The organism is Streptomyces sp. NPDC087845 (assembly GCF_044742755.1).
GTDB lineage: Bacteria > Actinomycetota > Actinomycetes > Streptomycetales > Streptomycetaceae > Streptomyces.
On record NZ_JBIUVC010000011.1, the window covers coordinates 161,029 to 182,017 of the forward strand.

The 20,989-nt window shown below is 69.8% G+C and carries 22 protein-coding genes and 1 tRNA gene; 7 read left to right on the forward strand and 16 right to left on the reverse strand.

The window, feature by feature from the left end:
- The first annotated feature begins 19 nt into the window (after positions 1–19).
- Positions 20–93: transfer RNA gene (locus ACIOMQ_RS27360), tRNA-Leu, on the forward strand.
- 53 nt (positions 94–146) lie between these two features.
- On the opposite strand, the gene rdgB is transcribed toward ACIOMQ_RS27360, so the two are convergent.
- The 4 genes from rdgB to ACIOMQ_RS27380 all read right to left on the reverse strand — a co-directional run bounded on the left by rdgB (position 147) and on the right by ACIOMQ_RS27380 (position 2,417).
- The gene (gene rdgB / locus ACIOMQ_RS27365; protein ID WP_401268344.1) at positions 147–749 is read right to left on the reverse strand and encodes an RdgB/HAM1 family non-canonical purine NTP pyrophosphatase; all 603 of its coding nucleotides are present in this window, start codon (positions 747–749) and stop codon (positions 147–149) included.
- Between the two features lie 21 nt (positions 750–770).
- Positions 771–1,169: a hypothetical protein gene (locus ACIOMQ_RS27370; RefSeq protein ID WP_362205204.1), complete on the reverse strand. Its 399-nt coding sequence runs from the start codon at positions 1,167–1,169 to the stop codon at positions 771–773.
- A 102-nt stretch (positions 1,170–1,271) separates the two neighbouring features.
- Positions 1,272–2,009 (reverse strand): ribonuclease PH, encoded by a 738-nt coding sequence (rph, locus tag ACIOMQ_RS27375; RefSeq protein ID WP_389799304.1) that lies wholly within the window; start codon positions 2,007–2,009, stop codon positions 1,272–1,274.
- Between the two features lie 174 nt (positions 2,010–2,183).
- Positions 2,184–2,417 (reverse strand): glucose PTS transporter subunit EIIB, encoded by a 234-nt coding sequence (locus tag ACIOMQ_RS27380; RefSeq protein WP_014156020.1) that lies wholly within the window; start codon positions 2,415–2,417, stop codon positions 2,184–2,186.
- Positions 2,418–2,639: 222 nt separating this feature from the next.
- Here ACIOMQ_RS27380 and ACIOMQ_RS27385 point away from each other — a divergent pair, with 222 nt between their 5' ends.
- Both ACIOMQ_RS27385 and ACIOMQ_RS27390 read left to right on the forward strand, forming a co-directional pair.
- The gene (locus ACIOMQ_RS27385; RefSeq protein WP_402190782.1) at positions 2,640–3,950 is read left to right on the forward strand and encodes a PTS transporter subunit EIIC; all 1,311 of its coding nucleotides are present in this window, start codon (positions 2,640–2,642) and stop codon (positions 3,948–3,950) included.
- 261 nt (positions 3,951–4,211) lie between these two features.
- On the forward strand, positions 4,212–5,477 hold the full coding sequence (locus tag ACIOMQ_RS27390; protein WP_401268352.1) for a PTS transporter subunit EIIC: 1,266 nt from the start codon (positions 4,212–4,214) through the stop codon (positions 5,475–5,477).
- A 96-nt stretch (positions 5,478–5,573) separates the two neighbouring features.
- Here the strand turns inward: ACIOMQ_RS27390 and ACIOMQ_RS27395 are convergent, their stop codons facing one another.
- Entirely contained in the window at positions 5,574–6,326 is a 753-nt protein-coding gene (locus ACIOMQ_RS27395; protein ID WP_401268355.1) for an MBL fold metallo-hydrolase, read from the reverse strand.
- Positions 6,327–6,503: 177 nt separating this feature from the next.
- Here ACIOMQ_RS27395 and ACIOMQ_RS27400 point away from each other — a divergent pair, with 177 nt between their 5' ends.
- A complete protein-coding gene (locus ACIOMQ_RS27400) occupies positions 6,504–7,010 on the forward strand; it encodes a type II toxin-antitoxin system PemK/MazF family toxin (protein WP_362205219.1) in 507 nt (168 codons plus the stop codon).
- A 376-nt stretch (positions 7,011–7,386) separates the two neighbouring features.
- Here ACIOMQ_RS27400 and ACIOMQ_RS27405 read toward each other — a convergent pair whose 3' ends face one another.
- From ACIOMQ_RS27405 to clpS, 7 genes are all read right to left on the reverse strand, one after another.
- Positions 7,387–8,337 (reverse strand): cysteine synthase, encoded by a 951-nt coding sequence (locus ACIOMQ_RS27405; RefSeq protein WP_362205222.1) that lies wholly within the window; start codon positions 8,335–8,337, stop codon positions 7,387–7,389.
- Positions 8,337–8,615: a MoaD/ThiS family protein gene (locus ACIOMQ_RS27410; RefSeq protein WP_362205225.1), complete on the reverse strand. Its 279-nt coding sequence runs from the start codon at positions 8,613–8,615 to the stop codon at positions 8,337–8,339. Before ACIOMQ_RS27410 ends, ACIOMQ_RS27405 begins: the two co-directional genes overlap by 1 nt.
- Before the next feature lie 106 nt (positions 8,616–8,721).
- A complete protein-coding gene (locus ACIOMQ_RS27415) occupies positions 8,722–8,847 on the reverse strand; it encodes a putative leader peptide (RefSeq protein ID WP_362205228.1) in 126 nt (41 codons plus the stop codon).
- 157 nt (positions 8,848–9,004) lie between these two features.
- The gene (locus tag ACIOMQ_RS27420; RefSeq protein WP_362205231.1) at positions 9,005–9,436 is read right to left on the reverse strand and encodes a M67 family metallopeptidase; all 432 of its coding nucleotides are present in this window, start codon (positions 9,434–9,436) and stop codon (positions 9,005–9,007) included.
- Between the two features lie 178 nt (positions 9,437–9,614).
- Positions 9,615–11,054 (reverse strand): amino acid permease, encoded by a 1,440-nt coding sequence (locus tag ACIOMQ_RS27425; RefSeq protein WP_362205234.1) that lies wholly within the window; start codon positions 11,052–11,054, stop codon positions 9,615–9,617.
- A 432-nt stretch (positions 11,055–11,486) separates the two neighbouring features.
- The gene (locus ACIOMQ_RS27430) at positions 11,487–12,071 is read right to left on the reverse strand and encodes a DUF2017 domain-containing protein (RefSeq protein WP_362205237.1); all 585 of its coding nucleotides are present in this window, start codon (positions 12,069–12,071) and stop codon (positions 11,487–11,489) included.
- A 95-nt stretch (positions 12,072–12,166) separates the two neighbouring features.
- Complete coding sequence (gene clpS, locus ACIOMQ_RS27435) at positions 12,167–12,481, reverse strand: ATP-dependent Clp protease adapter ClpS (RefSeq protein ID WP_362205240.1); 315 nt, start codon at positions 12,479–12,481, stop codon at positions 12,167–12,169.
- Between the two features lie 78 nt (positions 12,482–12,559).
- Here clpS and ACIOMQ_RS27440 point away from each other — a divergent pair, with 78 nt between their 5' ends.
- Both ACIOMQ_RS27440 and ACIOMQ_RS27445 read left to right on the forward strand, forming a co-directional pair.
- Positions 12,560–13,888, forward strand: coding sequence for a nicotinate phosphoribosyltransferase (locus tag ACIOMQ_RS27440; protein WP_362205243.1), 1,329 nt, complete (start codon positions 12,560–12,562; stop codon positions 13,886–13,888).
- A gap of 226 nt (positions 13,889–14,114) precedes the next feature.
- The gene (locus tag ACIOMQ_RS27445; protein WP_362205246.1) at positions 14,115–14,699 is read left to right on the forward strand and encodes an isochorismatase family protein; all 585 of its coding nucleotides are present in this window, start codon (positions 14,115–14,117) and stop codon (positions 14,697–14,699) included.
- Between the two features lie 80 nt (positions 14,700–14,779).
- Here the strand turns inward: ACIOMQ_RS27445 and ACIOMQ_RS27450 are convergent, their stop codons facing one another.
- A complete protein-coding gene (locus ACIOMQ_RS27450) occupies positions 14,780–15,115 on the reverse strand; it encodes a hypothetical protein (RefSeq protein WP_389799280.1) in 336 nt (111 codons plus the stop codon).
- 124 nt (positions 15,116–15,239) lie between these two features.
- Positions 15,240–17,639 (reverse strand): immune inhibitor A domain-containing protein, encoded by a 2,400-nt coding sequence (locus ACIOMQ_RS27455; protein ID WP_362205252.1) that lies wholly within the window; start codon positions 17,637–17,639, stop codon positions 15,240–15,242.
- Positions 17,640–18,013: 374 nt separating this feature from the next.
- Here ACIOMQ_RS27455 and ACIOMQ_RS27460 point away from each other — a divergent pair, with 374 nt between their 5' ends.
- Positions 18,014–18,379 carry a hypothetical protein gene (locus ACIOMQ_RS27460; protein ID WP_362205255.1) on the forward strand — a complete coding sequence of 122 codons (366 nt, stop codon included), beginning with the start codon at positions 18,014–18,016 and terminating at the stop codon, positions 18,377–18,379.
- A 144-nt stretch (positions 18,380–18,523) separates the two neighbouring features.
- Here ACIOMQ_RS27460 and ACIOMQ_RS27465 read toward each other — a convergent pair whose 3' ends face one another.
- Complete coding sequence (locus ACIOMQ_RS27465) at positions 18,524–19,249, reverse strand: RDD family protein (RefSeq protein WP_401756876.1); 726 nt, start codon at positions 19,247–19,249, stop codon at positions 18,524–18,526.
- A gap of 130 nt (positions 19,250–19,379) precedes the next feature.
- The gene (locus ACIOMQ_RS27470; RefSeq protein ID WP_402190785.1) at positions 19,380–20,969 is read right to left on the reverse strand and encodes an RDD family protein; all 1,590 of its coding nucleotides are present in this window, start codon (positions 20,967–20,969) and stop codon (positions 19,380–19,382) included.
- Between the last annotated feature and the right edge of the window lie 20 nt (positions 20,970–20,989).

Here is a 20,989-nt window from a genome sequence, read left to right on the forward strand (position 1 = left end):
GTAAGCTGGGCGACGTTGCGCGCCCGTACGCCATCTGGTTGAGCGGCGATCTTTAGGTGGTCGTGTATGTCGGTTCGAATCCGACCGGGCGCACCGGAAGCAGAGGTGCCTGGTCCCCTCCCAGTGGGAGACCAGGCACTTTTGCATCACCCCAGCAGCTCCCGCACCACCGGTACCAGCGCGCGGAACGCCTTGCCGCGGTGGCTGATCGCGTTCTTCTCCGCGGGGGTCAGTTCGGCGCAGGTGCGGGTGGAGCCGTCCGGCTGGAGGATCGGGTCGTAGCCGAAGCCGTTCGTGCCGGACGGGATGTGGCGCAGGGTGCCCGTCAGGCGGCCCTCGACCACGCGTTCCGTGCCGTCGGGGAGGGCGAGGGCGGCGGCGCAGGCGAAGTGGGCCCGGCGGTGGGGGGTGCCGATGTCGGAGAGCTGGGCCAGGAGCAGGTCCAGGTTGGCCTTGTCGTCGCCGTGGGTTCCGGACCAGCGGGCGGAGAAGATGCCGGGGGCGCCGCCGAGTACGTCCACGCAGAGGCCGGAGTCGTCGGCGACGGCGGGGTGGCCGGTGGCGCGGGCGAGGGCGTGGGCCTTGAGCAGGGCGTTCTCGGCGAAGGTGACGCCGGTCTCCTTGACGTCGGGGATGTCGGGGTACGCGTCCGCGCCGACGAGTTCGTGGTCGAGGTCTGCGTCGGCGAGGATCGCGTGGAGTTCGGTGATCTTCCCGGCGTTGCGGGTGGCGAGGATGAGGCGGGTCATGTCACCCAGTATCGGGGGTGGTCAGGGGGTGCAGACCTTGCCGATCTCCTTGGCGGCGTCGGTGACCGGGGTGACGTCGGGGGTGGAGTCGCCCTTGTCGATGGAGTCGCGGACGTTGCCCACGCCTGCCTGGAGTTTGTCGACGGCCTTGCCGAGGTCGGCGTTGTCGGTCTTGTCGCCGAGGTTGCCGAGTTCCTTCTCGATGTCGTCGAGGGCTTCGGACGCCTGGGTGGGGTCGTTGGACGCGTTGGAGACGGCCTGTTGGAGGTTGTCGACGCTGGTGGCGATGGCGTCGGCGGTACGCACGCAGTCGAGTGCCTTGTCCACGGCGCCGCAGCCGGCTGTCGCGGTGAGCGTGAGGGTGAGGGCGGTCAGGGTCAGCGCGACGGTGGTGCGTCGGTGGCGGGCGGCCTGGGCCATGGTGCGGTTCCTCCCCGGGTGCGGATACGCGGACGGGCGCACGGTTCGATCCGTGCGCCCGTGCCCGTAACGACGCGTCGCGGTGCGTATGTGGTTGCTTCTTCACTCGCCCAGGGTGCGGGCGAGGGCCTCGTTCTGGAAGAGGGTGAGGTCTGCGCAGCCGGCGGTGGCGAGGTCGAGGAGGGCGCCCAGTTCCTTGCGGTCGAAGGGGGCGGCCTCGGCGGTGCCCTGGACTTCGACGAAGCGGCCGTCGCCGGTGCAGACGACGTTCATGTCGGTTTCGGCGCGGACGTCCTCCTCGTAGCAGAGGTCGAGGAGGGGGGTGCCGTCGACGATGCCGACGCTGATCGCGGAGACGGTGTCGGTCAGCGGCTTGCGGCCGTGCTTGACGAGCTTCTTGCGCTGGGCCCAGGCGACGGCGTCGGCGAGGGCGACGTAGGCGCCGGTGATGGCGGCGGTGCGGGTGCCGCCGTCGGCCTGGAGGACGTCGCAGTCGAGGACGATGGTGTTCTCGCCGAGGGCCTTGTAGTCGACGACGGCGCGCAGGGAGCGGCCGACGAGCCGGCTGATCTCGTGGGTGCGGCCGCCGATCTTGCCGCGTACGGATTCGCGGTCGCCGCGGGTGTTGGTGGAGCGGGGCAGCATGGAGTATTCGGCGGTGACCCAGCCTTCGCCGCTGCCCTTGCGCCAGCGGGGGACGCCTTCGGTGACGGAGGCGGTGCAGAAGACCTTGGTGTCGCCGAAGGAGATGAGTACGGAACCTTCGGCGTGCTTGCTCCATCCGCGTTCGATGGTGACGGGGCGGAGCTGTTCGGGGGTGCGGCCGTCGATACGAGACATGGCATCGACCCTATCGGGTGCGGGGGTGGCGCCCGTTCGGGTGCGGCGCAGGCCCCGTCCGGGGGGAGCGGGGCCTGCGGGGTGCCGGTGCCGGGTGGTCCGTCCGGCCCGGTGGGGGTCCGGCGGGGCGGCCGGGGGTGCGGCCGAGGGGTCAGCCGCGGGTCGGGCGGCCGGTCACATCATGTCTTCGATGTCCGCGGCGATCGGGTCGGCGTCGGTGCCGATGACGACCTGGATCGCGGTGCCCATCTTGACGACGCCGTGGGCTCCGGCGGCCTTGAGCGCGGCTTCGTCGACCTTGCTGGGGTCGTGGACCTCGGTGCGGAGGCGCGTGATGCAGCCTTCGATCTCGTCGATGTTCTCGATACCGCCGAGCCCGGCGACGATCTTCTCAGCCTTGCTGGCCATGGCCTTCTCCCTGGTTGTTCACATGCGTGCGACGGCCCACCCTGGGTCCGTTTCGTCACCGTAACGCACGTTTGGCCCAGCTTCGCGAGCGAGCATCTGGACCGTCCCCAATGATGACGATCATCGGTGCCCTGTCTTCCAGGCGGGTTACGCACCGTACCCCAACTGGTCTACACCAGTGCGCAACGACCCCCGACCGCACCTTGTTCCGGGAGGACGCCGATGAGCTCAAGCAGTGCCGCGGTACCACGGAAGACGTGGTGGAACGGCCTCTTCCAGGGCCTCCAGAAGATGGGCCGCAGCCTCCAGCTCCCGATCGCGGTCCTGCCGGCGGCAGGCATTCTCAACCGGCTGGGCCAGCCGGACGTATTCGGCAACGAGGGTCTGCGCTGGGGCCATGTCGCCAAGGTGTTCGCGGCCGCGGGCGGCGCACTGCTCGATTCGGGACTCGGTCTTCCGCTGCTGTTCTGCATCGGTGTGGCGATCGGCATGGCGAAGAAGTCGGACGGTTCGACCGCACTCGCCGCGGTGGCCGGCTTCCTCGTCTATTACGCGGTGCTGCACGCCTTCCCGGTGGACTGCGCCCCCGGTTCGACGTTCACTTCCGGCGGCACCTGGTTCGGCACCTGCGTCACCGCCGGTGCGAAGGTCACGGCGGCCGAGTACCAGAACCCGGGGGTGTTCGGCGGCATCGTGATGGGTCTGCTGTCCGCCTGGTTCTGGCAGCGGTACCACCGGGTCAGGCTGGTGGACTGGCTGGGCTTCTTCAACGGCCGCCGGCTCGTCCCGATCATCATGGCGTTCGTCGGCCTTCTCTTCGCGGCGCTGTGCGCATGGCTCTGGCAGCCGGTCGGCGACGGTCTGACCGGCTTCTCCAAGTGGCTGGTGGACCTGGACTGGGTGGGCTCCGGCATCTTCGGCGTCGCCAACCGCGCGTTGCTGGTCATCGGACTCCACCAGTTCCTGAACACGTTCGTCTGGTTCCAGTTCGGCGACTTCACCAAGCCGGACGGCACCGTCGTGCACGGTGACATCAACCGGTTCCTGGCGGGTGACCCGACGGCCGGCCAGTTCACCTCGGGCTTCTTCCCGATCATGATGTTCGCCCTCCCGGCGGCGGCACTGGCGATCTACCACTGCGCCAAGCCGCATCGCCGGAAGGCGGTCGGCGGCATGATGCTCTCGGTCGGCCTGACCTCGTTCGTGACGGGCATCACCGAGCCGATCGAGTACTCGTTCCTCTTCGTCGCACCGCTGCTGTACGCGATCCACGCGGTGCTCACCGGCGTCTCGATGGCGGTGACATGGGCACTCGGGGTGAAGGACGGCTTCAGTTTCTCCGCGGGCCTGATCGACTACGTCATCAACTGGAGCCTCGCGACGAAACCATGGCTGATCATTCCGATCGGCCTGGTCTTCGCCGCCGCGTATTACGCGATCTTCCGGTTCGCGATCACCAGGTTCAACCTCCAGACGCCGGGCCGGGAGCCCGACGAGGTGGAGGAGGAGATCGAGAGGGACCTCACGAAGTAGCAGGTCGGACGGGCCTTTCGGCCCGCCCGGAGAAGGCCCTCGGACCCTTCCGTCCGGGGGTCTTCGCCGTATCACCGAGCGTGGGTGATAGCTCATGCGAAGTAGTCGGAATGCACAGGTTCCTTATCTCGCCCTCACCGTGTTACAACTGGTCTACACCACTGAGTGGTTCAGACCACGTGGCGTTCTGCCGCGTTCTTCGAGTCGCCGCCTCCCCCCGATCGCCGACCCGGGCGGCGCCTTGCCCCATGGAGGAAGCTGATGTCCACGGCAGACGCCGCACCCGCGGCCACCAAGAAGAAGGGCGCCGGCGCGATGGCTGTCATGCAGCGCATCGGCCGCAGCCTCATGCTGCCGGTCGCGGTGCTGCCCGCGGCCGCGCTGCTGGTCCGCCTCGGCAACGACGACATGCTCGGCAGGGCGTCGTTCCCGGACTTCGTCACCAAGATCGCGAGCTTCATGTCCGCGGGTGGCAACGCGATCCTCGACAACATGGCGCTGCTGTTCGCCGTCGGCATCGCGATCGGCTTCGCCAAGAAGTCGGACGGCTCGACCGCACTCGCCGCCGTCACGGGCTACCTGGTCTTCCAGAAGGTGCTCGCCACCTTCACCGACAGCAACCTCCCGCAGGTCGCGACCGTCGTCGACGGCAAGATCGTCATGACGGACGCCCCCGTGGACGCGAAGGTCCTCGGCGGTGTGGTGATGGGCATCGTCGTGGCGCTGCTCTACCAGAAGTTCTACCGGACGAAGCTGCCCGCCTGGGCGGGCTTCTTCGGCGGCCGCCGTCTGGTGCCGATCCTCTCCGCCTTCGCGGGCCTGGTCATCGGCGTCGTCTTCGGTTACATCTGGCCGGTGCTCGGCACCGTTCTGCACAACTTCGGCGAGTGGCTGGTCGGTTCCGGCGCCGTCGGCGCGGGCATCTTCGGTGTCGCCAACCGTGCGCTGATCCCCGTCGGCATGCACCACCTGCTGAACTCGTTCCCGTGGTTCCAGGCCGGTGAGTACCACGGCAAGAGCGGCGACATCAACCGCTTCCTGGCCGGCGACCCGACGGCCGGACAGTTCATGACCGGCTTCTTCCCGATCATGATGTTCGCCCTCCCGGCGGCCTGCCTCGCGATCGTCCACTGCGCCCGTCCGGAGCGCCGCAAGGTCGTCGGCGGCATGATGTTCTCCCTCGCGCTGACCGCGTTCGTGACCGGTGTGACCGAGCCGATCGAGTTCACGTTCATGTTCATCGCCCCGGTGCTGTACGCGATCCACGCGGTGCTCACCGGCGTCTCGATGGCCCTCACCTGGGCCCTCGGCATGAAGGACGGCTTCGGCTTCTCCGCGGGAGCGGTCGACTTCTTCCTGAACCTCGGCATCGCGAGCAAGCCATGGCTGCTGGTGCTGGTCGGCCTCTGCTTCGCGGTGGTCTACTACGTGGTCTTCCGCTTCGCGATCACCAAGTTCAATCTGCCGACCCCGGGCCGCGAGTCCGACGAGGAGCTGGCCGAGCTCCTCAAGGCCGAGGCGAAGTAGCCCTCCGCACGGGTCTTCCCCCTACGACGGCTCGGAGCCCTCACCTTCCCGGCGGGAGGTGAGGGCTCCGTCGCGTCCGCGGCGTCGGCCGGGCTGTCAGATCTCGTAGACCGCGCCCGGTGCCGCCACCTCGACCGGCCCGCCGTAGAGCAGACGGGCATCGGCCAGGTTGCGGTCGGCATCGGTCCACGGCGGGATGTGGGTGAGGACGAGCCGTCCCACTCCGGCGCGGGCGGCGATCTCGCCCGCCTCGCGGCCATTGAGATGGAGGTCCGGGATGTCCTCCTTGCCATGGATGAACGATGCTTCGCAGAGGAACAGATCGACGCCCTTGGCGAGCTCGTCCAGGGCCTCGCAGGCACCCGTGTCGCCGGAGTACGTGAGCGAGCGGCCGCCGTGCTCGATGCGGATGGCGAAGGAGTCGACGGGGTGGCAGACCTTCTCCGTACGGACCGAGAAGGGGCCGATCTCGAAGGAGCCGGGCTTCAGCGTGTGGAAGTCGAAGACCTCGCTCATCGCCCGCTCGGACGGGGTGTCGCCGTGCGCGGTGGTCAGCCGCTGCTCGGTGCCGTCGGGGCCGTAGACCGGGAGGGGCCCGGGGCGGCCCCCGTCGTGCCGGTAGTAGCGGACGACGAAGTACGCGCACATGTCGATGCAGTGATCGACATGCAGGTGGCTGAGGAAGATGGCGTCGAGGTCGTAGAGACCGACATGGCGCTGCAGCTCGCCGAGGGCGCCGTTGCCCATGTCGAGGAGCAGCCTGAAGCCGTCGGCCTCTACGAGGTAGCTCGAACATGCCGATCCCGCGGACGGGAACGAGCCGGAGCAGCCGACGACGGTGAGCTTCATGGAGCGTGAACCTCCGAGGCGTGGGAACGGGGAGGGTTCGTGCGGTCTGTTGAGCGGTTTGTCGAGCCTAAGGCGCGAAACAGCCGGTCGCTCCTCCACGGCCGTCCGTTGTGGGGGAACTCACCTGCTCTGTCACCGGTTCGATGGAAGAGGCCGGGACGCCGGTACGGTCGGGACATGGACATGTCCTGGTGGTGGATCGCGTTCGCCGTTGTCGTGCTGCTCGCTCTCGTCGCGGCGGTCGCCGACGGGCGGGGGCGGGGCGGACGACGGCCGGGCGGGCGTTCCGGAAGACCGGCGGGGACGCGCTCCGGTGGGCGTCCGGGCGGGCGGACACGTCCGCCCGCGGGGCCGGGGCGTGAGCCGGGGCCGGAGCGAAGGCCGAGGCCGGGTGAGATCTGGTGGGCCGAGGTGCCGTACGAGGACGGGCCCGGGGCGAAGGACCGGCCCTGTCTGGTGCTGTCGGTACGGGGCGGCTCGGCGCTCGTTGTGAAGATCACCAGCAAGCATCACGAGGAGCGGCCCGGGGTGATCGCGCTGCCCGCGGGGACGGTGGGGGATGTGCGGGGGCGGGCGAGTTTCCTGGAGACGGACGAGCTGCGGGAGGTCGCCGTGCGAGGTTTCCGGCGGCGTGTGGGTGTGGTGGACGCGGAGGTTTGGGAGCGGGTGCGGAAGCTCGGGTGACGCGGGGTGGGGGGGTGGCGCCGTTGGGGCACGTGAGCGCGGGGGTTGGGGAGCGGGTGCGGAAGCTCGGGTGACGCGGGGTGGGGCGGTGGCGCCGTTGGGGCACGTGAGCGCGGGGGTTGGGGAGCGGGTGCGGAAGCTCCGCTGAGGCGGGGCGGGCGGTAGCGCCGTTGGGGCGCGGGCTCGGGGGCCTGTTTGCCCGCTCGCCTCTTCCCCTGCCGGGGCTCCGTCCCGGACCCCGCGCCTCGAACGACGGCCGGGCCGGGAGATCTCCTCGGCCGCCGGACGCGCCGGCTGTTCAGCTCGTCCGGCAGCTCGTCCGGCGACCGGGTGCGGGGCTACGTGGTGCGGGACTGCATGGCACGCGGCTATGTGGCTACGCCCAGAGCTGGCCGTGCAGTGTTTCGATGGCCGCTTCCGTCGTCGGGGCCGTGTAGACGCCCGTCGACAGGTACTTCCAGCCGCCGTCCGCGACGACGAAGACGATGTCGGCCGGCTCCCCCGCCTTGACGGCCTTGTTTCCCACGCCGATCGCGGCGTGGAGTGCGGCGCCGGTGGAGATGCCCGCGAAGATGCCCTCCTGCTGGAGGAGTTCGCGGGTACGGGTGACGGCGTCCGCCGAACCCACGGAGAAGCGGGTGGTGAGGACGGAGGCGTCGTAGAGCTCGGGCACGAAGCCCTCGTCGAGGTTGCGGAGCCCGTAGACCAGGTCGTCGTAGCGCGGCTCGGCGGCGACGATCTTGACGTCCGGCTTGTGCTCGCGCAGGTAGCGGCCGACGCCCATGAGCGTGCCGGTGGTGCCGAGGCCCGCCACGAAGTGGGTGACGGACGGGAGGTCGGTGAGGATCTCCGGGCCGGTGGTGGCGTAGTGGGCGCCCGCGTTGTCGGGGTTGCCGTACTGGTAGAGCATGACCCAGTCCGGGTGCTCGGCGGCCAGTTCCTTGGCGACGCGTACGGCCGTGTTGGAGCCGCCCGCCGCCGGGGAGGAGATGATCTCGGCGCCCCACATGGCGAGCAGGTCGCGCCGTTCCTGGGAGGTGTTCTCCGGCATGACGCACACGATGCGGTAGCCCTTGAGCTTGGCCGCCATGGCGAGCGAGATGCCGGTGTTGCCGCTGGTGGGCTCCAGGATGGTGCAGCCGGGGGTCAACCGGCCGTCCTTCTCGGCCTGTTCGACCATGTGGAGCGCGGGGCGGTCCTTGATCGAGCCGGTGGGGTTGCGGTCCTCCAGCTTGGCCCAGATGCGGACCTCGTCCGACGGTGACAGCCGCGGCAGGCGGACGAGCGGGGTGTTGCCCACCGCGGCGAGCGGGCTGTCGTACCGCATCAGTTCATGCCGCCGGCGACGGCCGGGAGGATGGTGACGTTGTCGCCGTCGCTGAGCTTGGTCGAGATGCCGTCGAGGAAGCGGACGTCCTCGTCGTTGAGGTAGACGTTCACGAAGCGGCGGAGCTCGTTCCCGTCGACGATGCGCTCACGGATGCCGTTGTGGCGGGTGTCCAGGTCCGTGAAGAGGTCGGCGAGGGTCTCTCCGGTGCCCTCGACGGCCTTGGCGCCGTCGGTGTAGGTGCGGAGGATGGTCGGGATGCGGACCTCGATGGCCATGGCGTGGGCTCCTGTCGGAAGCGGGGAGGTGGCATGGGGCGCGCGGCTCTGCCCCCGCGCAGGGGTTGGTGCATGACGTATGGGTTGCTCGCGCCGCGAGCCCTGCCTAGGCCGTGCGGCCGGCGGGCAGGCAGCACGTACAGATCGCGCTGGAGAGCCTGCACAGGTCGACGTGCAGCCGCGCGACGAGCAGTGTGCCCGGCGTCTTGTCGCTCACGTCATGGGGAACCATGCGGTCATCGTATCGATTCCCGGTCCGCGATCAGGAATGTGATCTCACCTGGTGGATGCCCGGTGTTCGACAGGTGGACAGAACACGGCGGACGGGACCTCGGTGGCCCCGGTCCCGTCCGGCCTGCGGAACACCGGGGCCGGGCGATGCGGCAAGGTCAGGCGGGCTCGTACGCCTCGACGACCTCGACCTCCTCCTCGGTGATCTCGCCGTCCACGATGCGGTAGGAGCGGAACTGGAAGGGCCCCGCGGCGTCGGTGTCCGCGGTGGAGACGAGGACGTAGTGGGCGCCGGGCTCGTTGGCGTACGTGACGTCGGTGCGGGAGGGGTAGGCCTCGGTCGCGGTGTGGGAGTGGTAGATGATCACCGGCTCCTCGTCCCGGTCGTCCAGCTCGCGGTAGAGCCTGAGGAGGTCGCCCGAGTCGAACTCGTAGAAGGTGGGCGACCGGGCGGCGTTGAGCATGGGGATGAACCGTTCGGCGCGCCCGGTTCCGGCCGGACCCGCGACCATGCCGCACGCCTCGTCGGGGTGGTCGGCACGGGAGTGCGCGACGATCTGGTCGTAGAGCGCCTGGGTGATGGTCAGCATGGCGCCAGGATAGGTGGGCCGCTCCCCCGGTCACCGGCCCGCCTTCGTCTGCGGCCCCCGTGCACCGGGGCGTGGTGCGCGGGGGCCGCAGGGTGGACGCGGCCGGTGGGGCGACCGCTGGTCCGGGGTGGGGCGGGACGGGGCGGCGGTGGACCGGCGGCGCGTCCCGCGGGTGGGCTCAGCCCTTCGTGAAGGCTTTGTTCTCGGGGTTGCGGGCCTTGAGCACCAGGTACGAGACGCCGAGAAGGACCGCCCAGAGCGGGGCGCAGTACAGCGAGATCCTGGTGTCCTTGTCGATGCCCATCATCACGACGACCACGCCGATGAAGACCAGGGCGAAGACGCCGGCGTACGGGGCGCCGGGGGCCCGGAAGGCGGACCGCGGGAGCACCCCGCGGTCGGCGAGGCGGCGGTAGCGGATCTGGCAGACCAGGATCATGATCCAGGCCCACATGCCGGAGATCGTGGCGAAGGAGACGACGTAGGTGAAGGCGTCGCCGGGCCACTGGTAGTTGATCCAGACGCCGACGAGCATCAGGGCGGCGGAGAAGGTGGTGCCGACGAGCGGGGTGCCGCTCCTGGTGAGCCGGGTGAAGAACCGCGGGCCCTGGCCGTTGAGCGCGAGGTCGCGCAGCATGCGGCCGGTGGAGTACATGCCGGAGTTGCAGGAGGACAGGGCCGCGGTCAGCACGACGAAGTTGACGATGCCGGCACCGATACCGAGGCCCATTTCCCGGAAGGCGGCGACGAACGGTGAGACGCCGGGCCGGAACTCGGTCCACGGAACCACGGAGAGGATCATGACGAGGGCGCCGACGTAGAAGACGGCGATGCGCCACGGCACGGTGTTGATGGCCTTGGGCAGGACGGTCTTCGGGTCCTTGGACTCGCCCGCGGTGACGCCGACGAGTTCGACGGCGAGGAAGGCGAACATCACGATCTGCAAGGTCATCAGGGTGCCCTTGATGCCGTTCGGGAAGAAGCCGCCGTCGTCCCAGAGGTGGGTGACGGACGCGGTGTCCCCGGCGTCGGAGAAGCCGAGGGTGAGAATCCCGGCGCAGATGAGGATCATGCCGACGATGGCGGTCACCTTGACCATCGAGAACCAGAATTCGAGTTCCCCGAAGAGCTTTACGGAGATCAGGTTCACGCCGTACAGGATGATCGTGAAGATGAGCGCCGAAACCCATTGAGGAATGTCGAACCAGAACGTCATGTACTGGGCGGCCGCGGTGACTTCGGTGATTCCGGTGACCACCCAGAACAGCCAGTAGGTCCAGCCGGTGACAAAGCCCGCGAAGGGGCCGATGAATTCGCGGGCGTACTCCGAGAAGGACCCCGACACCGGGCGGTACATGAGGAGTTCACCCAGGGCGCGCATGATGAAGAAGATCACCAGACCCGCGACGGCATAAGCCAGGACGAGACTGGGCCCGGCCTTGGAGATCGCCTTTCCCGCACCGAGGAAGAGGCCGGTGCCGATGGCCCCGCCGATGGCGATCATCTGGATCTGACGGGCCCCGAGGGCCCGCCGGTACCCCTCGCCCGCCGGGTCGGCATCCGCGGCCGTTGCGGCCCGCCGACCGTCCTGTCCCTCGTCGACCTGCGCCGATGTCATGTGCTGCGCCTTTCTCCACACCGATCCGCGGCACTGAGGCTGCGGATCGGATCCTGATCCCCCCGGATATGGATGGAGTGCCGCCGGCGGTCGCCGGCCCGTAGCGCCCTCGGGAACAGGGGTGGCGTCCCCGAGTGGTCGTGAAGATTTATCACAGACACATGGGCGATTCATCGGACATTATGTGGCGCACACCACAGGAAGAAGCGGACAAGCGTTCCCAGTCGGCGCAAAAAAGACCATTCAGGTGACGGGATCGTTATTCGGATTTGAGTATCCGTTGAGCGACCCCATTGCGCGGGTGGCCGGTCGGCGGTGAGCACACGGGAACTCCGCGCCCGGGAAAGGCGGACCCAGGAACCCCGTACGCGAGAACTTCGTACACGGGAACCCCGTACGCAGCCCCGCACGCGGGAACTCCGCGCCCGGGAATTACGGCATCAGGGTTTCCACAAGGGTTTCCTGCAGCGCGCCGAGCCAGAGATAGGCCATGACCATCGGCTTGCGCGGATCGCTGTCGGGAAGCCGGTAGAGCGAGCCCGCCTCGCCCTCGTCGTCGTCGGAGACCTCCAGACGGGTGCCGATGGTCAGCCGGAGGTCGTTGAGGGCGCCGAGCCAGTTGCGGCATTCGTCGGCCGAGAGGGTGAGTACGGCGCCGCCGTCGTCGGCGGGGGAAAGAGCGTCCAGGGTGCGCACGACGGTGAGGGCGTCGTTGCGCTTGCGGGTGCGCAGATCGTTCTCGGTGAAGCGGCGGAACTCGGCGGAGGCCGCACGCAGTTCGCTGTCCTCGTCGCCGTACGCCTCGGGGAAGAGGCGGGCCAGGGCGGGGTCGGTGGGCGGTTCGCTGGGCCCCTCGGCAAAGAGGGCGGCGAGCGGGTCCTCACCCTCGGCGGGTTCGTCGCCGGGGCCGATCAGTTCCAGCAGCTGGACGGCGAGGGAGCGCAGGATCGCGATCTCCACCTCGTCGAGCGCGACGGCCGCGCCGCCGTCGGGGGTGGCCTCGAAGTGGCCGGCCATGGGTTTTCTCCGATGGTGGGTCGGGCGGGGCAGGACAGGTCGGACGGGGCAGCGGGCGGATCGGGCCGGGCAGGTGACCCGACCGGTCCGCCGGTCTAGTTGCGGTCCTGGGTGAGGGTGGCCCACAGTCCGTAGCCGTGCATGGCCTGGACGTCGCGCTCCATCTCCTCGCGGCTGCCGCTGGAGACGACGGCGCGGCCCTTGTGGTGGACGTCCAGCATCAGCTTGTGGGCCTTGTCCTTGGAGTAGCCGAAGTAGGCCTGGAAGACATAGGCCACATAGCTCATGAGATTGACCGGGTCGTTGTGGACCAGCGTCACCCAGGGGACGTCGGGCTCGGGGACGACGCGACTGTCCTCGGCCGATTCGGGACGCTCGATCTCTGTGGGGGCGACGCTCACCCACCCCATGCTGCCACCCGGGAGGGGTCATCGCACAAACGACCCGAGATCTCGTCACTCTGACGAAATAGGGGTACCATCCGGAACATGAACTCTGCGGACCTTGGGCGACGGGTCGGTGTGCCGTCGACCGCGCTCTTCACCGACCAGTACGAGCTCACGATGGTGCAGGCCGCACTGAAGGCCGGCACGGCCGAGCGGCACTCGGTCTTCGAGGCGTTCACCCGCCGGCTGCCGGAAGGGCGGCGCTACGGTGTCGTCGCGGGCATCGGACGGGTGCTGGACGCGGTGGAGAACTTCCACTTCGACGACGAGATGCTCACCTTCCTGCGCGAACAGGACGTCGTCGACGGACCCACGCTCGACTGGCTGGCCGACTACAGCTTCAGCGGTGACATCTGGGGCTACCCGGAGGGCGAGGTGTACTTCCCCGGCTCGCCCGTCCTGCGGGTCGAGGGCTCCTTCGCCGAGTGCGTGCTGCTGGAGACGGTGATCCTGTCGATCCTCAACCACGACTCGGCCATCGCCGCCGCGGCGTCGCGGATGTCCGCCGCGGCGGGCGGACGGGGACTGATCGAGATGGGTGCACGCCGCACCCATGAACTGTCGGCGGTGGCGTCGGCGCGCGCCGCGTACATCGGCGGCTTCGACACCACCTCCGACCTGGCCGCGGGCTTCCGCTACAACATCCCGACCGTCGGGACGAGCGCCCACGCCTTCACGCTGCTCCACGACACCGAGCGCGACGCGTTCCGGGCGCAGGTCGACTCGCTGGGCCGGGGCACGACGCTGCTGGTCGACACGTACGACGTCGCCGAGGCGGTCCGTACGGCGGTCGAGATCGCCGGGACCGAGCTGGGTGCGGTACGGATCGACTCCGGGGACCTGCTGCTGGTCGCGCACCGGGTGCGGCAGCAGCTGGACGAACTGGGCGCCACCGGCACCAAGATCGTGGTGACGTCGGATCTGGACGAGTACGCGATCGCCTCGCTGGCCGCCGCCCCGGTCGACGCGTACGGAGTGGGCACGCAGCTGGTGACCGGCAGCGGGCAGCCGACCTGCTCGATGGTCTACAAGCTGGTCGCCCGCACCGGATCCGCCGACCCCTCGGAGCCGCTGCGCGCGGTCGCCAAGAAGTCGCTCGGCTCGAAGGCGTCGGTGGGCGGTCGCAAGTGGGCCGCACGCAGGCTGGACGAGAACGGGGTGGCCGAGGCGGAGGTGATCGGCACCGGTCCCGTACCGGCGGAGCTGGCCGACCGGCAGCTGCTGGTCGAACTGGTCAAGGGCGGCGAGGTGATCGCCCGCGAGCCGTTGGACGCGGCGCGTGAGCGGCACATGGCCGCGCGGGCGGGGCTGCCGATGTCGGCGATGCAGCTGTCCCGCGGGGAACCGGTGATTCCCACGGAGTACCTGTGACGGAGCCGGGAGCGGGGAGCGGGGAGCGGGGACGGGAGGGGCAGAGGCCACCGGAGCCGTTCGGCGGCCGGTTCGTCACCGGAATCACCGGAATCACCGGAATCACCGGAATCACCGGAATCACCGGACAGGCTCGATCACGTCCCCTCCCGAAGCCGCTTCCGAGTCTCTAGGCTCGAATATGCCCCCATGACCGCCGACCGTCCCCCACCGAAGGACACCCGCCATGCACCGCGCCTTGATCGTCGTGGACGTCCAGAACGACTTCTGCGAGGGCGGCAGCCTCGCCGTGGCGGGGGGCTCCGACGTCGCCGCCGCCATCACCGACCTGATCGGCGAGGCCCAGGCCGGGTACCGCCATGTGGTGGCCACCCGTGACCACCACATCGACCCGGGCAACCACTTCTCCGCGCAGCCGGACTTCGAGGACTCCTGGCCGCCGCACTGCGTCGCCGGTACGGAGGGGGTGGGCTTCCACCCGAACTTCGCCCCTGCGGTCGCCTCGGGGGCGATCGACGCGGTGTTCGACAAGGGCGCCTACGCGGCGGCGTACAGCGGCTTCGAGGGCCTCGACGAGAACGGCGTGGGACCGGCGGACTGGCTGCGGGACCGCGCGGTGACCGAGGTCGACGTGGTCGGCATCGCGACCGACCACTGCGTGCGGGCGACGGCGCTGGACGCGGTCCGGGCGGGCTTCACGACGCATGTGCTGCTCGACCTGACCGCGGGGGTCGCCGAGGCGACCACGGACCGGGCGCTGGAGGAGCTCCGCAGGGCGGGCGTGAGGCTTTCCGGCAAGCCGGTGGTGTAGGCGGCCGTACCCGGCCATACCCCCTGCGGCACCCCCGGCCCGTCCGGGCCCCGCGCACCGGACCGCCCCGCCCCCGCGCATCAGGCCGGGCGGCGCGTCGGTACGGCCGGGCGGAGCAGGGCGCGGATCGGGTGCCAGAGTTCCTGGGCCCGCTCCGGTCTCGCCCGCCAGAGCACCCCGTCCGGGTGGTGCAGCACAGCGGTGATCTCGTCCGGGGTGGGTGGCTCGGCGTTGCCCCGGAGGTAGACGGCGCGCAGCCCCAGATTGCGCAGCCGGGTCAGCGCGCGGGCCCGGTTGGCCGCGTGCACCAGGACCCTGATCGGGGTGCCCGGACCCGTTCCGTCCGTGGGACTGGGCAGGGTGATCGCCACCACCACACTGCCGTTCGGCAACTTGCTGAATCCTCCGCCTGCCATGGTCCGCGCTCCCCCGTGAGACATCGTGTCAATAAGGATCTGAACAAGACGCACCTAAACACGATCGGCCGCCGCCCGCTAGAGGGCGACGGCCGATCAAGCTCTGACCTGCGGCGATACGGGGCTACTTGTGCGAGGCCCCGACCTTGACGATCATCGTCGAGCCATCGCGCGGCTCGCTGACGATGGTGATCCGGGTGTTCGTGTCAGTGACCTGAACACTTCCGGTCTTGTTCTCCTTGTACCAGTAGGTTCCCTTGTGGTCGTCGAAGACCGGGATGCCCAGCTGCGGCTTGATCCTCACCGGCACGTCGGCGTTGTGCAGCGTGAAGCCGTCCGTCGCGTACCGGCTGAAGGGCGCGTCGAAGGGCTGGATCTTGTTGCGCATGATCGTGCCGTCGGCCCACTTCAGCGGCTTGGCGTGGGCGTCGATCGGCAGGATCAGGCCCTTGCCCGGGTGGGCCGAGACGTTGTTGTCCTTCTGGGACCGGTCCCAGAGCCAGATGAGCAGACCGTTCTGGTACGGGTAGTGCTCGACCCAGTCCGGACGGGACTTGGAGAAGCCGAAGTTGTACGGGCCGACCTTGAGGGTCTTGTCGTAGCTGACGTACTGGCGGTTCTCCGCGATGTAGAACTGCGGGTACTCCTTGGAGAACGACTCACCGACGCGGGAGAAGCCCTTGGCGGTCCAGCCGTTGTCGTCGCCCTCGGCGTTGTCCGTGAACAGCGCGGCACCGTCGGCGTTGACCGAGATGGTGTCGGCGGCGAAGCCGACGCCGCCCGCGCCACCGTCGGTGGTGTAGCGGAAGCGGATGTCGATCTTCTTGCCCGCGTAGGCGTCCAGCGGGTAGGAGAGCTTCCGGTACGCGCCGGAGACATCGGTCAGGGCCGGCTTGTCACTGGCGTCGCGCGGGATCGCCTTGCCGTCGGCCGTGCCGTCGATCGCGGTCCAGCTGGTGCCGCCGTTCTCCGACACCTCGGTGTAGAGGAAGTCGTAGTCCTTCTCGATGTCCCACCAGCCGGCCAGGTCCAGGGAGGCCTTGGACTTGCCGGTCAGGTCGACCGAGCGGGACAGGGTGTTGTTCAGGTTGTCGCCCGCGTCGCTCCACCACTGCTTGGAACCCTCGGCGGGCTTGGTGACAGCGGTGGTGACCGGCTTGTCGGGCAGCGTGACGACGAGCGCCTGCTTGTCCTTGGTGTTGTACTCGGACACGCCCAGCTTGTGCGTGGAGTTCGTCGCGGCCTTGGCCTCGGCGTAGTTGAGCCAGCCGAGCTGGAGCTTGTCCCAGGCGGTCATGTCGCCGGGCAGGTCACCGATCTGGTTCTTGCCGGTGCCGAGCCAGGAACCGGCCGACATCAGGGACCAGAAACCGACCGAGTTCTCGGCGGTGTTGGTGGTGTCGTACAGGTCGGGCAGGCCCAGGTCGTGGCCGTACTCGTGGGCGAAGACGCCCAGGCCGCCGTTCTCGGGCTGCGCGGTGTAGTCACCGACCCAGATGCCGGTGTCACCGATCTCGGTGCCGCCCGCCTTGTTGCCGACCGGGCCGGTCGCACCGGCGTTGGTGCCGTACGCGTACCAACGGTGCGCCCAGATGGCGTTCTTGCCCTCGACGCCGCCACCCGCGGACTCGTCCTCACCCGCGTGGACGATCTGGAAGTGGTCGATGTAGCCGTCGGGCTCGTTGAAGTTGCCGTCGTTGTCGTAGTCGTAGCGGTCCCACTGGTCGTACTGTGCGAGGTCCGCCTTGATCTGCTCGGGCGTACGGCCCTTGGCCTTCTGGTCGGCGGCCCAGGCGTTCACGCCGTCCTTGACCATGTCCCAGGCGTTGGCGCAGTTGGACGAGCCGCAGAAGTTGGAACCGTAACGGGCCTCGTTGTACGGCACCTTGACCCAGTCGGAGACCTCGCCGTCGACCGAGTAGCGCCCGGAGGACGTCTTCTCGTAGTACGTCTTCAGCGAGTCCTTGCCGGCGCCCGTACCGAAGTAGAGGTCCTGGAAGTGCGCCTGGTTGTAGTCGGCCTGCCAGGCGGTGCTGTTGTCCTTCTTGGGGTCCGGCTTGGCTATCTTGTTGTGCAGCGGGCCGGGCGTGCCGCCGTACTTCGGGACGGCCGGCAGGGGGCCGTCGCCGTCCGGGTCGAACATGGTCGTGTTGTCGACCTGGTCGCCGAACTCCACCAGGACCGTGAAGATCTTGTCGGTCTTCTCGCGGCCGAGCTCGACGTACTTCTTGTCGTCGAGCTTGACGACCTTGGAGCCGTTGCGCGTCGACACCTTCTTGTCGCCCGCCAGGACCTGCTCCAGGGCGGCCTGACGCTGGGCGTCCTGCTGCTTGCTGAAGGGGCCCTGGAGGTCGTGCTGGTCGCCCTTGGCCGAACCCGGGTCGCGGCGCTCGACTACGGGCGCCTTCGCCCCCGATGTGTGGTCATCCGCCTGGGCCGTGGCGAAAGCTGACGCCGTGGCGGCAGTGGCGGCCATGGCCACGACAACCGCTGCGGCGCGAAGCGCCCGTCTGTTAGTGGTCACTTGATGCAGTCCTCCCCGGCGTCCGCGGCTGCGGCCCGGGGTGGTGTGGAACGGCCGCGCGCGGATACGCATCACAAGTGACGACATTCGACCGGAGTTGCGAGAGAAAAGACAGATCTTGACTTGAACAGGCCAAGTGCACTATGCAGGAGTGCTCTTCCGTTATCCGGACGTTCACCCTGCGGGCGGGCAACCGGCGCGTCACGCCCCATGGCTGGGGTGCGGAATGACTCCGTGCGCCCCCCGTGCACCGGCACCGCGGGTTAGGCCGTGCTTACTACCGGTTCCTCTCGGGCATCCACCGTCGTACAGTCGATTGACAGTGCGACCGCGTTGAGGGACTGCCCATCCGATGCCCCGAGGGGGATACCGCCATGCCGCGTATCACTGCCGCACAGCTCTCCTACGGTTCGGTCACCGTCGTCTTCTCGACCCTCGCCATGCTGCTGCTCTCCCGTACCGGCTCGGGCCTCGGCATCGCCGTCATCGGGACCGCGGCACTCGCGCTCGGCCTGCTGGTGGCCGTGACCGTACCCCACCCGTCCCGGGCGAGAACAGCGAAGTCGGCGAAGGCCGGTGCCGCGGCGCGTACGAACCAGGACCCGGTCTCCGCCGCCGTCGAGGCCGAAGGTCTCGCCCACGACGCCGTCCGGGCCCCGATCCCGCCGGTCCGCACGGCCGAACAGCGCGCGGCGGCGCGGGTGGACGAGCTCCTGGGCGAGCGCTCCCTGCGGAACTGACGCGTACGGCCTCGGTCTCCGTACCGGCTCGCCGACCGAGCCGGTACGGAGACCGGGGCCGTACGGAGACCGGGGCCGTACGGGCATGAAGGGGCGTCAGGCGCAGAGGGGCCTCGGACGCGAGGGCCCCGGCGCCGGAGGTTCTCAGTCGGTCTGGACGACCACCGTCTTCGCCGCCTTGTCCTGGAGGCCCTGGCGGTACGGCTTGTCCGTGAACATGAGCACGATGTTGATCAGCCACCACAGGCAGGGACAGCACAGCAGCGCCGGCAGCCACAGCACCACGGCCCGCAGGAACGCCGTCCCGGTGTCCGGCACCCGGCCGTCGTTGAGCATCGCGACCCGCAGCTTCAGCAGCCGCTTGCCGAGGGTCCGGCCGTCCTTGTGGGTGAAGTACGTGTCGTACGCGACGTAGACCACCAGACCGATCAGCGACCAGAGCAGCTGGTGCCCGCTGTACGTCTGGCTGAAGACATCGCCGACGCCGTTGGTGCTGCTGCCGTTGTTGTTCACCTCGACCGCGCCGCCCCACGGCAACGAGATCAGGTACAGCGGGATCGAGATGATCAGGAAGTCGATCAGCCGGGCCAGAATCCGCTTGCCGGGCTCGCCGAGCGGCGGCATGCCGGCCAACGGGTCCGCGCCCCCGTACGGGCCGCCACCGCCGTAGGGACCGGGATCGTACGGCGGCGGAGGACCGGGCGGCGGGGGCGGCGGAGTGCCGCCGTAGGGCGAGCCCGACGACGGCCCTTGCGGCCCTTGGGGCCCCTGAGGGCCCTGCGGCTCTTGCGGCCCCTGAGACCCCTGCGGCTTCTTGAGGAACGGGTCGTCCTCGGGCGGCTGACCGGACGTCGGCTGATCGTTGCTCATGGGGGCAGTGCACCCCGGCCCACGGGCACCCGCAACGGCTCAGGTGCGTTCGGGGGAACGGGACGTCCCCCCGCCCCTCACCCGATGGGCCGTCAGCCGCAGGAGTGGGCGCCGCGGACCGGGTGCGGAGTCAGCCGGCGACGAAGGTGTGCGCCGCCTTGTCGTGCCAGCACTGGCGCCACGGCCGGTCGAACAGGCACCACAGCACGTTGGCGACCCCGACCACCAGGACGCCCAGCACGCCGTAGACCAGCCAGCGGCGCAGCGCGGCGCCGAAGGACGGGGCCCCGTGGGACTCGATGTCCCGCACTTCGAGTCCGCAGAGCTTCTTGCCGAGCGTACGGCCCCACTTCGCGGTCGGCAGCGCCTCCAGCACCACGCCGAGCACGAGGAACGCGCCGAGCACCCCTCCGAACAGACCGGCCGTGGTGGAGTCCACCAGCCATACGGTGACCGTCTCACCGGACAGCTTCGCCGCGCTGATCTTCTCGTCGATGTGGTCCATCGCCCGCGAGAGGAGCGGGAAACCGATCGCGCCGACGAGCGCGCCCAGCACCACCGTGTCGACGAGCCGGGCGGCGAACCGCTTGCCGAGACCGGCGGGCCTGGCCGACGCCTGGGCCTGCACGAGCTGCGCGAACGGGTCGTCGACCGGGGGCTTCCACGGCACGACGGGCTGGTCCGGCTGTCCGCCCTGCGCGCCGAACTGCGGGTGGGGCTGGTGGGACTGGTACGGGAGGTGGGGCTGCTGAGGCTGGGGCTGCTGGACTTGGGGCTGGGGCTGTTGGGGCTGCTGGGCCCGGGGCTGGGGCTGGGGCTGTTGGAGAGCCACCGGGTCGGGCTGGGCGAGCTGGTGGACCTGCTGCGCCCAGGGGGTGACACCGCCGCCGGGGCCGGGGGCCTGGGCGGGGTTCGGAGCCGGGGCGGGGGTTTGCGCGGGGGGCCGGGGTGCTGTCTGCGGCGATGTCTGCGCGGCTGCCCCGGGGGTGACGGCGCGGATCGCCATCGTCCCGTCCGCGGACGCCTGTTCCGTCGACCGGGCGGTGATGGCGCGGCCCGGACGGTCGCCCCGGATCGCGACGGTGTTCTCGGGGGTCTTCTCGGGGGTACGGCCGCCGCCGTCGCGCATGCCCGGCAGCGCACCGCCCGCCGGCTCCGGGGACGCGGGCCGACGCGGGTCCGCGGGAGCGCGGTCGGCCGGTGTCCGGACCGCGGGGAGACGGTTGGCCGGGACCTGGCCGGCCGGAGCCCGGCCCGCGGGCCTACGCGGATCCTGTCCGGCGTCCGGCACCGACGGGCCGCCCCGATCGCCCCGCGGTCCCTCGTCGTCCTGCCTGCCGGGCTGCCCGGCGCCGCCCCAGGAGATCCGTCGGTCGCGTTCCCCGCCGAAGCCGGTCTGCCGGGAGGCGTCGGCCTGCCAAGCGGTGGCCGGCTCCGGGCGGTTGTCCGCGGACGGCTCCTCGTCGAGGAAGACCGGACCGGTCTCGTTGATCGGCGCGTCGGCCGCCGCGGACGCCGCGGCCGACGGCTGCGGCTGCGGTTCGGCCGCCGCTCCGGCGGGCGCCGAGGGCATCGACTCGCCCTGCTGAGGGGCGGCCCGGCTCGTGCCGGGCACCCATGAAGCGCCGTTCCAGTACCGGACGTATCCGGGAATGGACGGGTCGGGGTAATACCCCTCACGGGGGCTTTCGTCACCGGGTGCCGGGGTTGGGGCGCTCATCACCGTGGTCCCGTATCTCT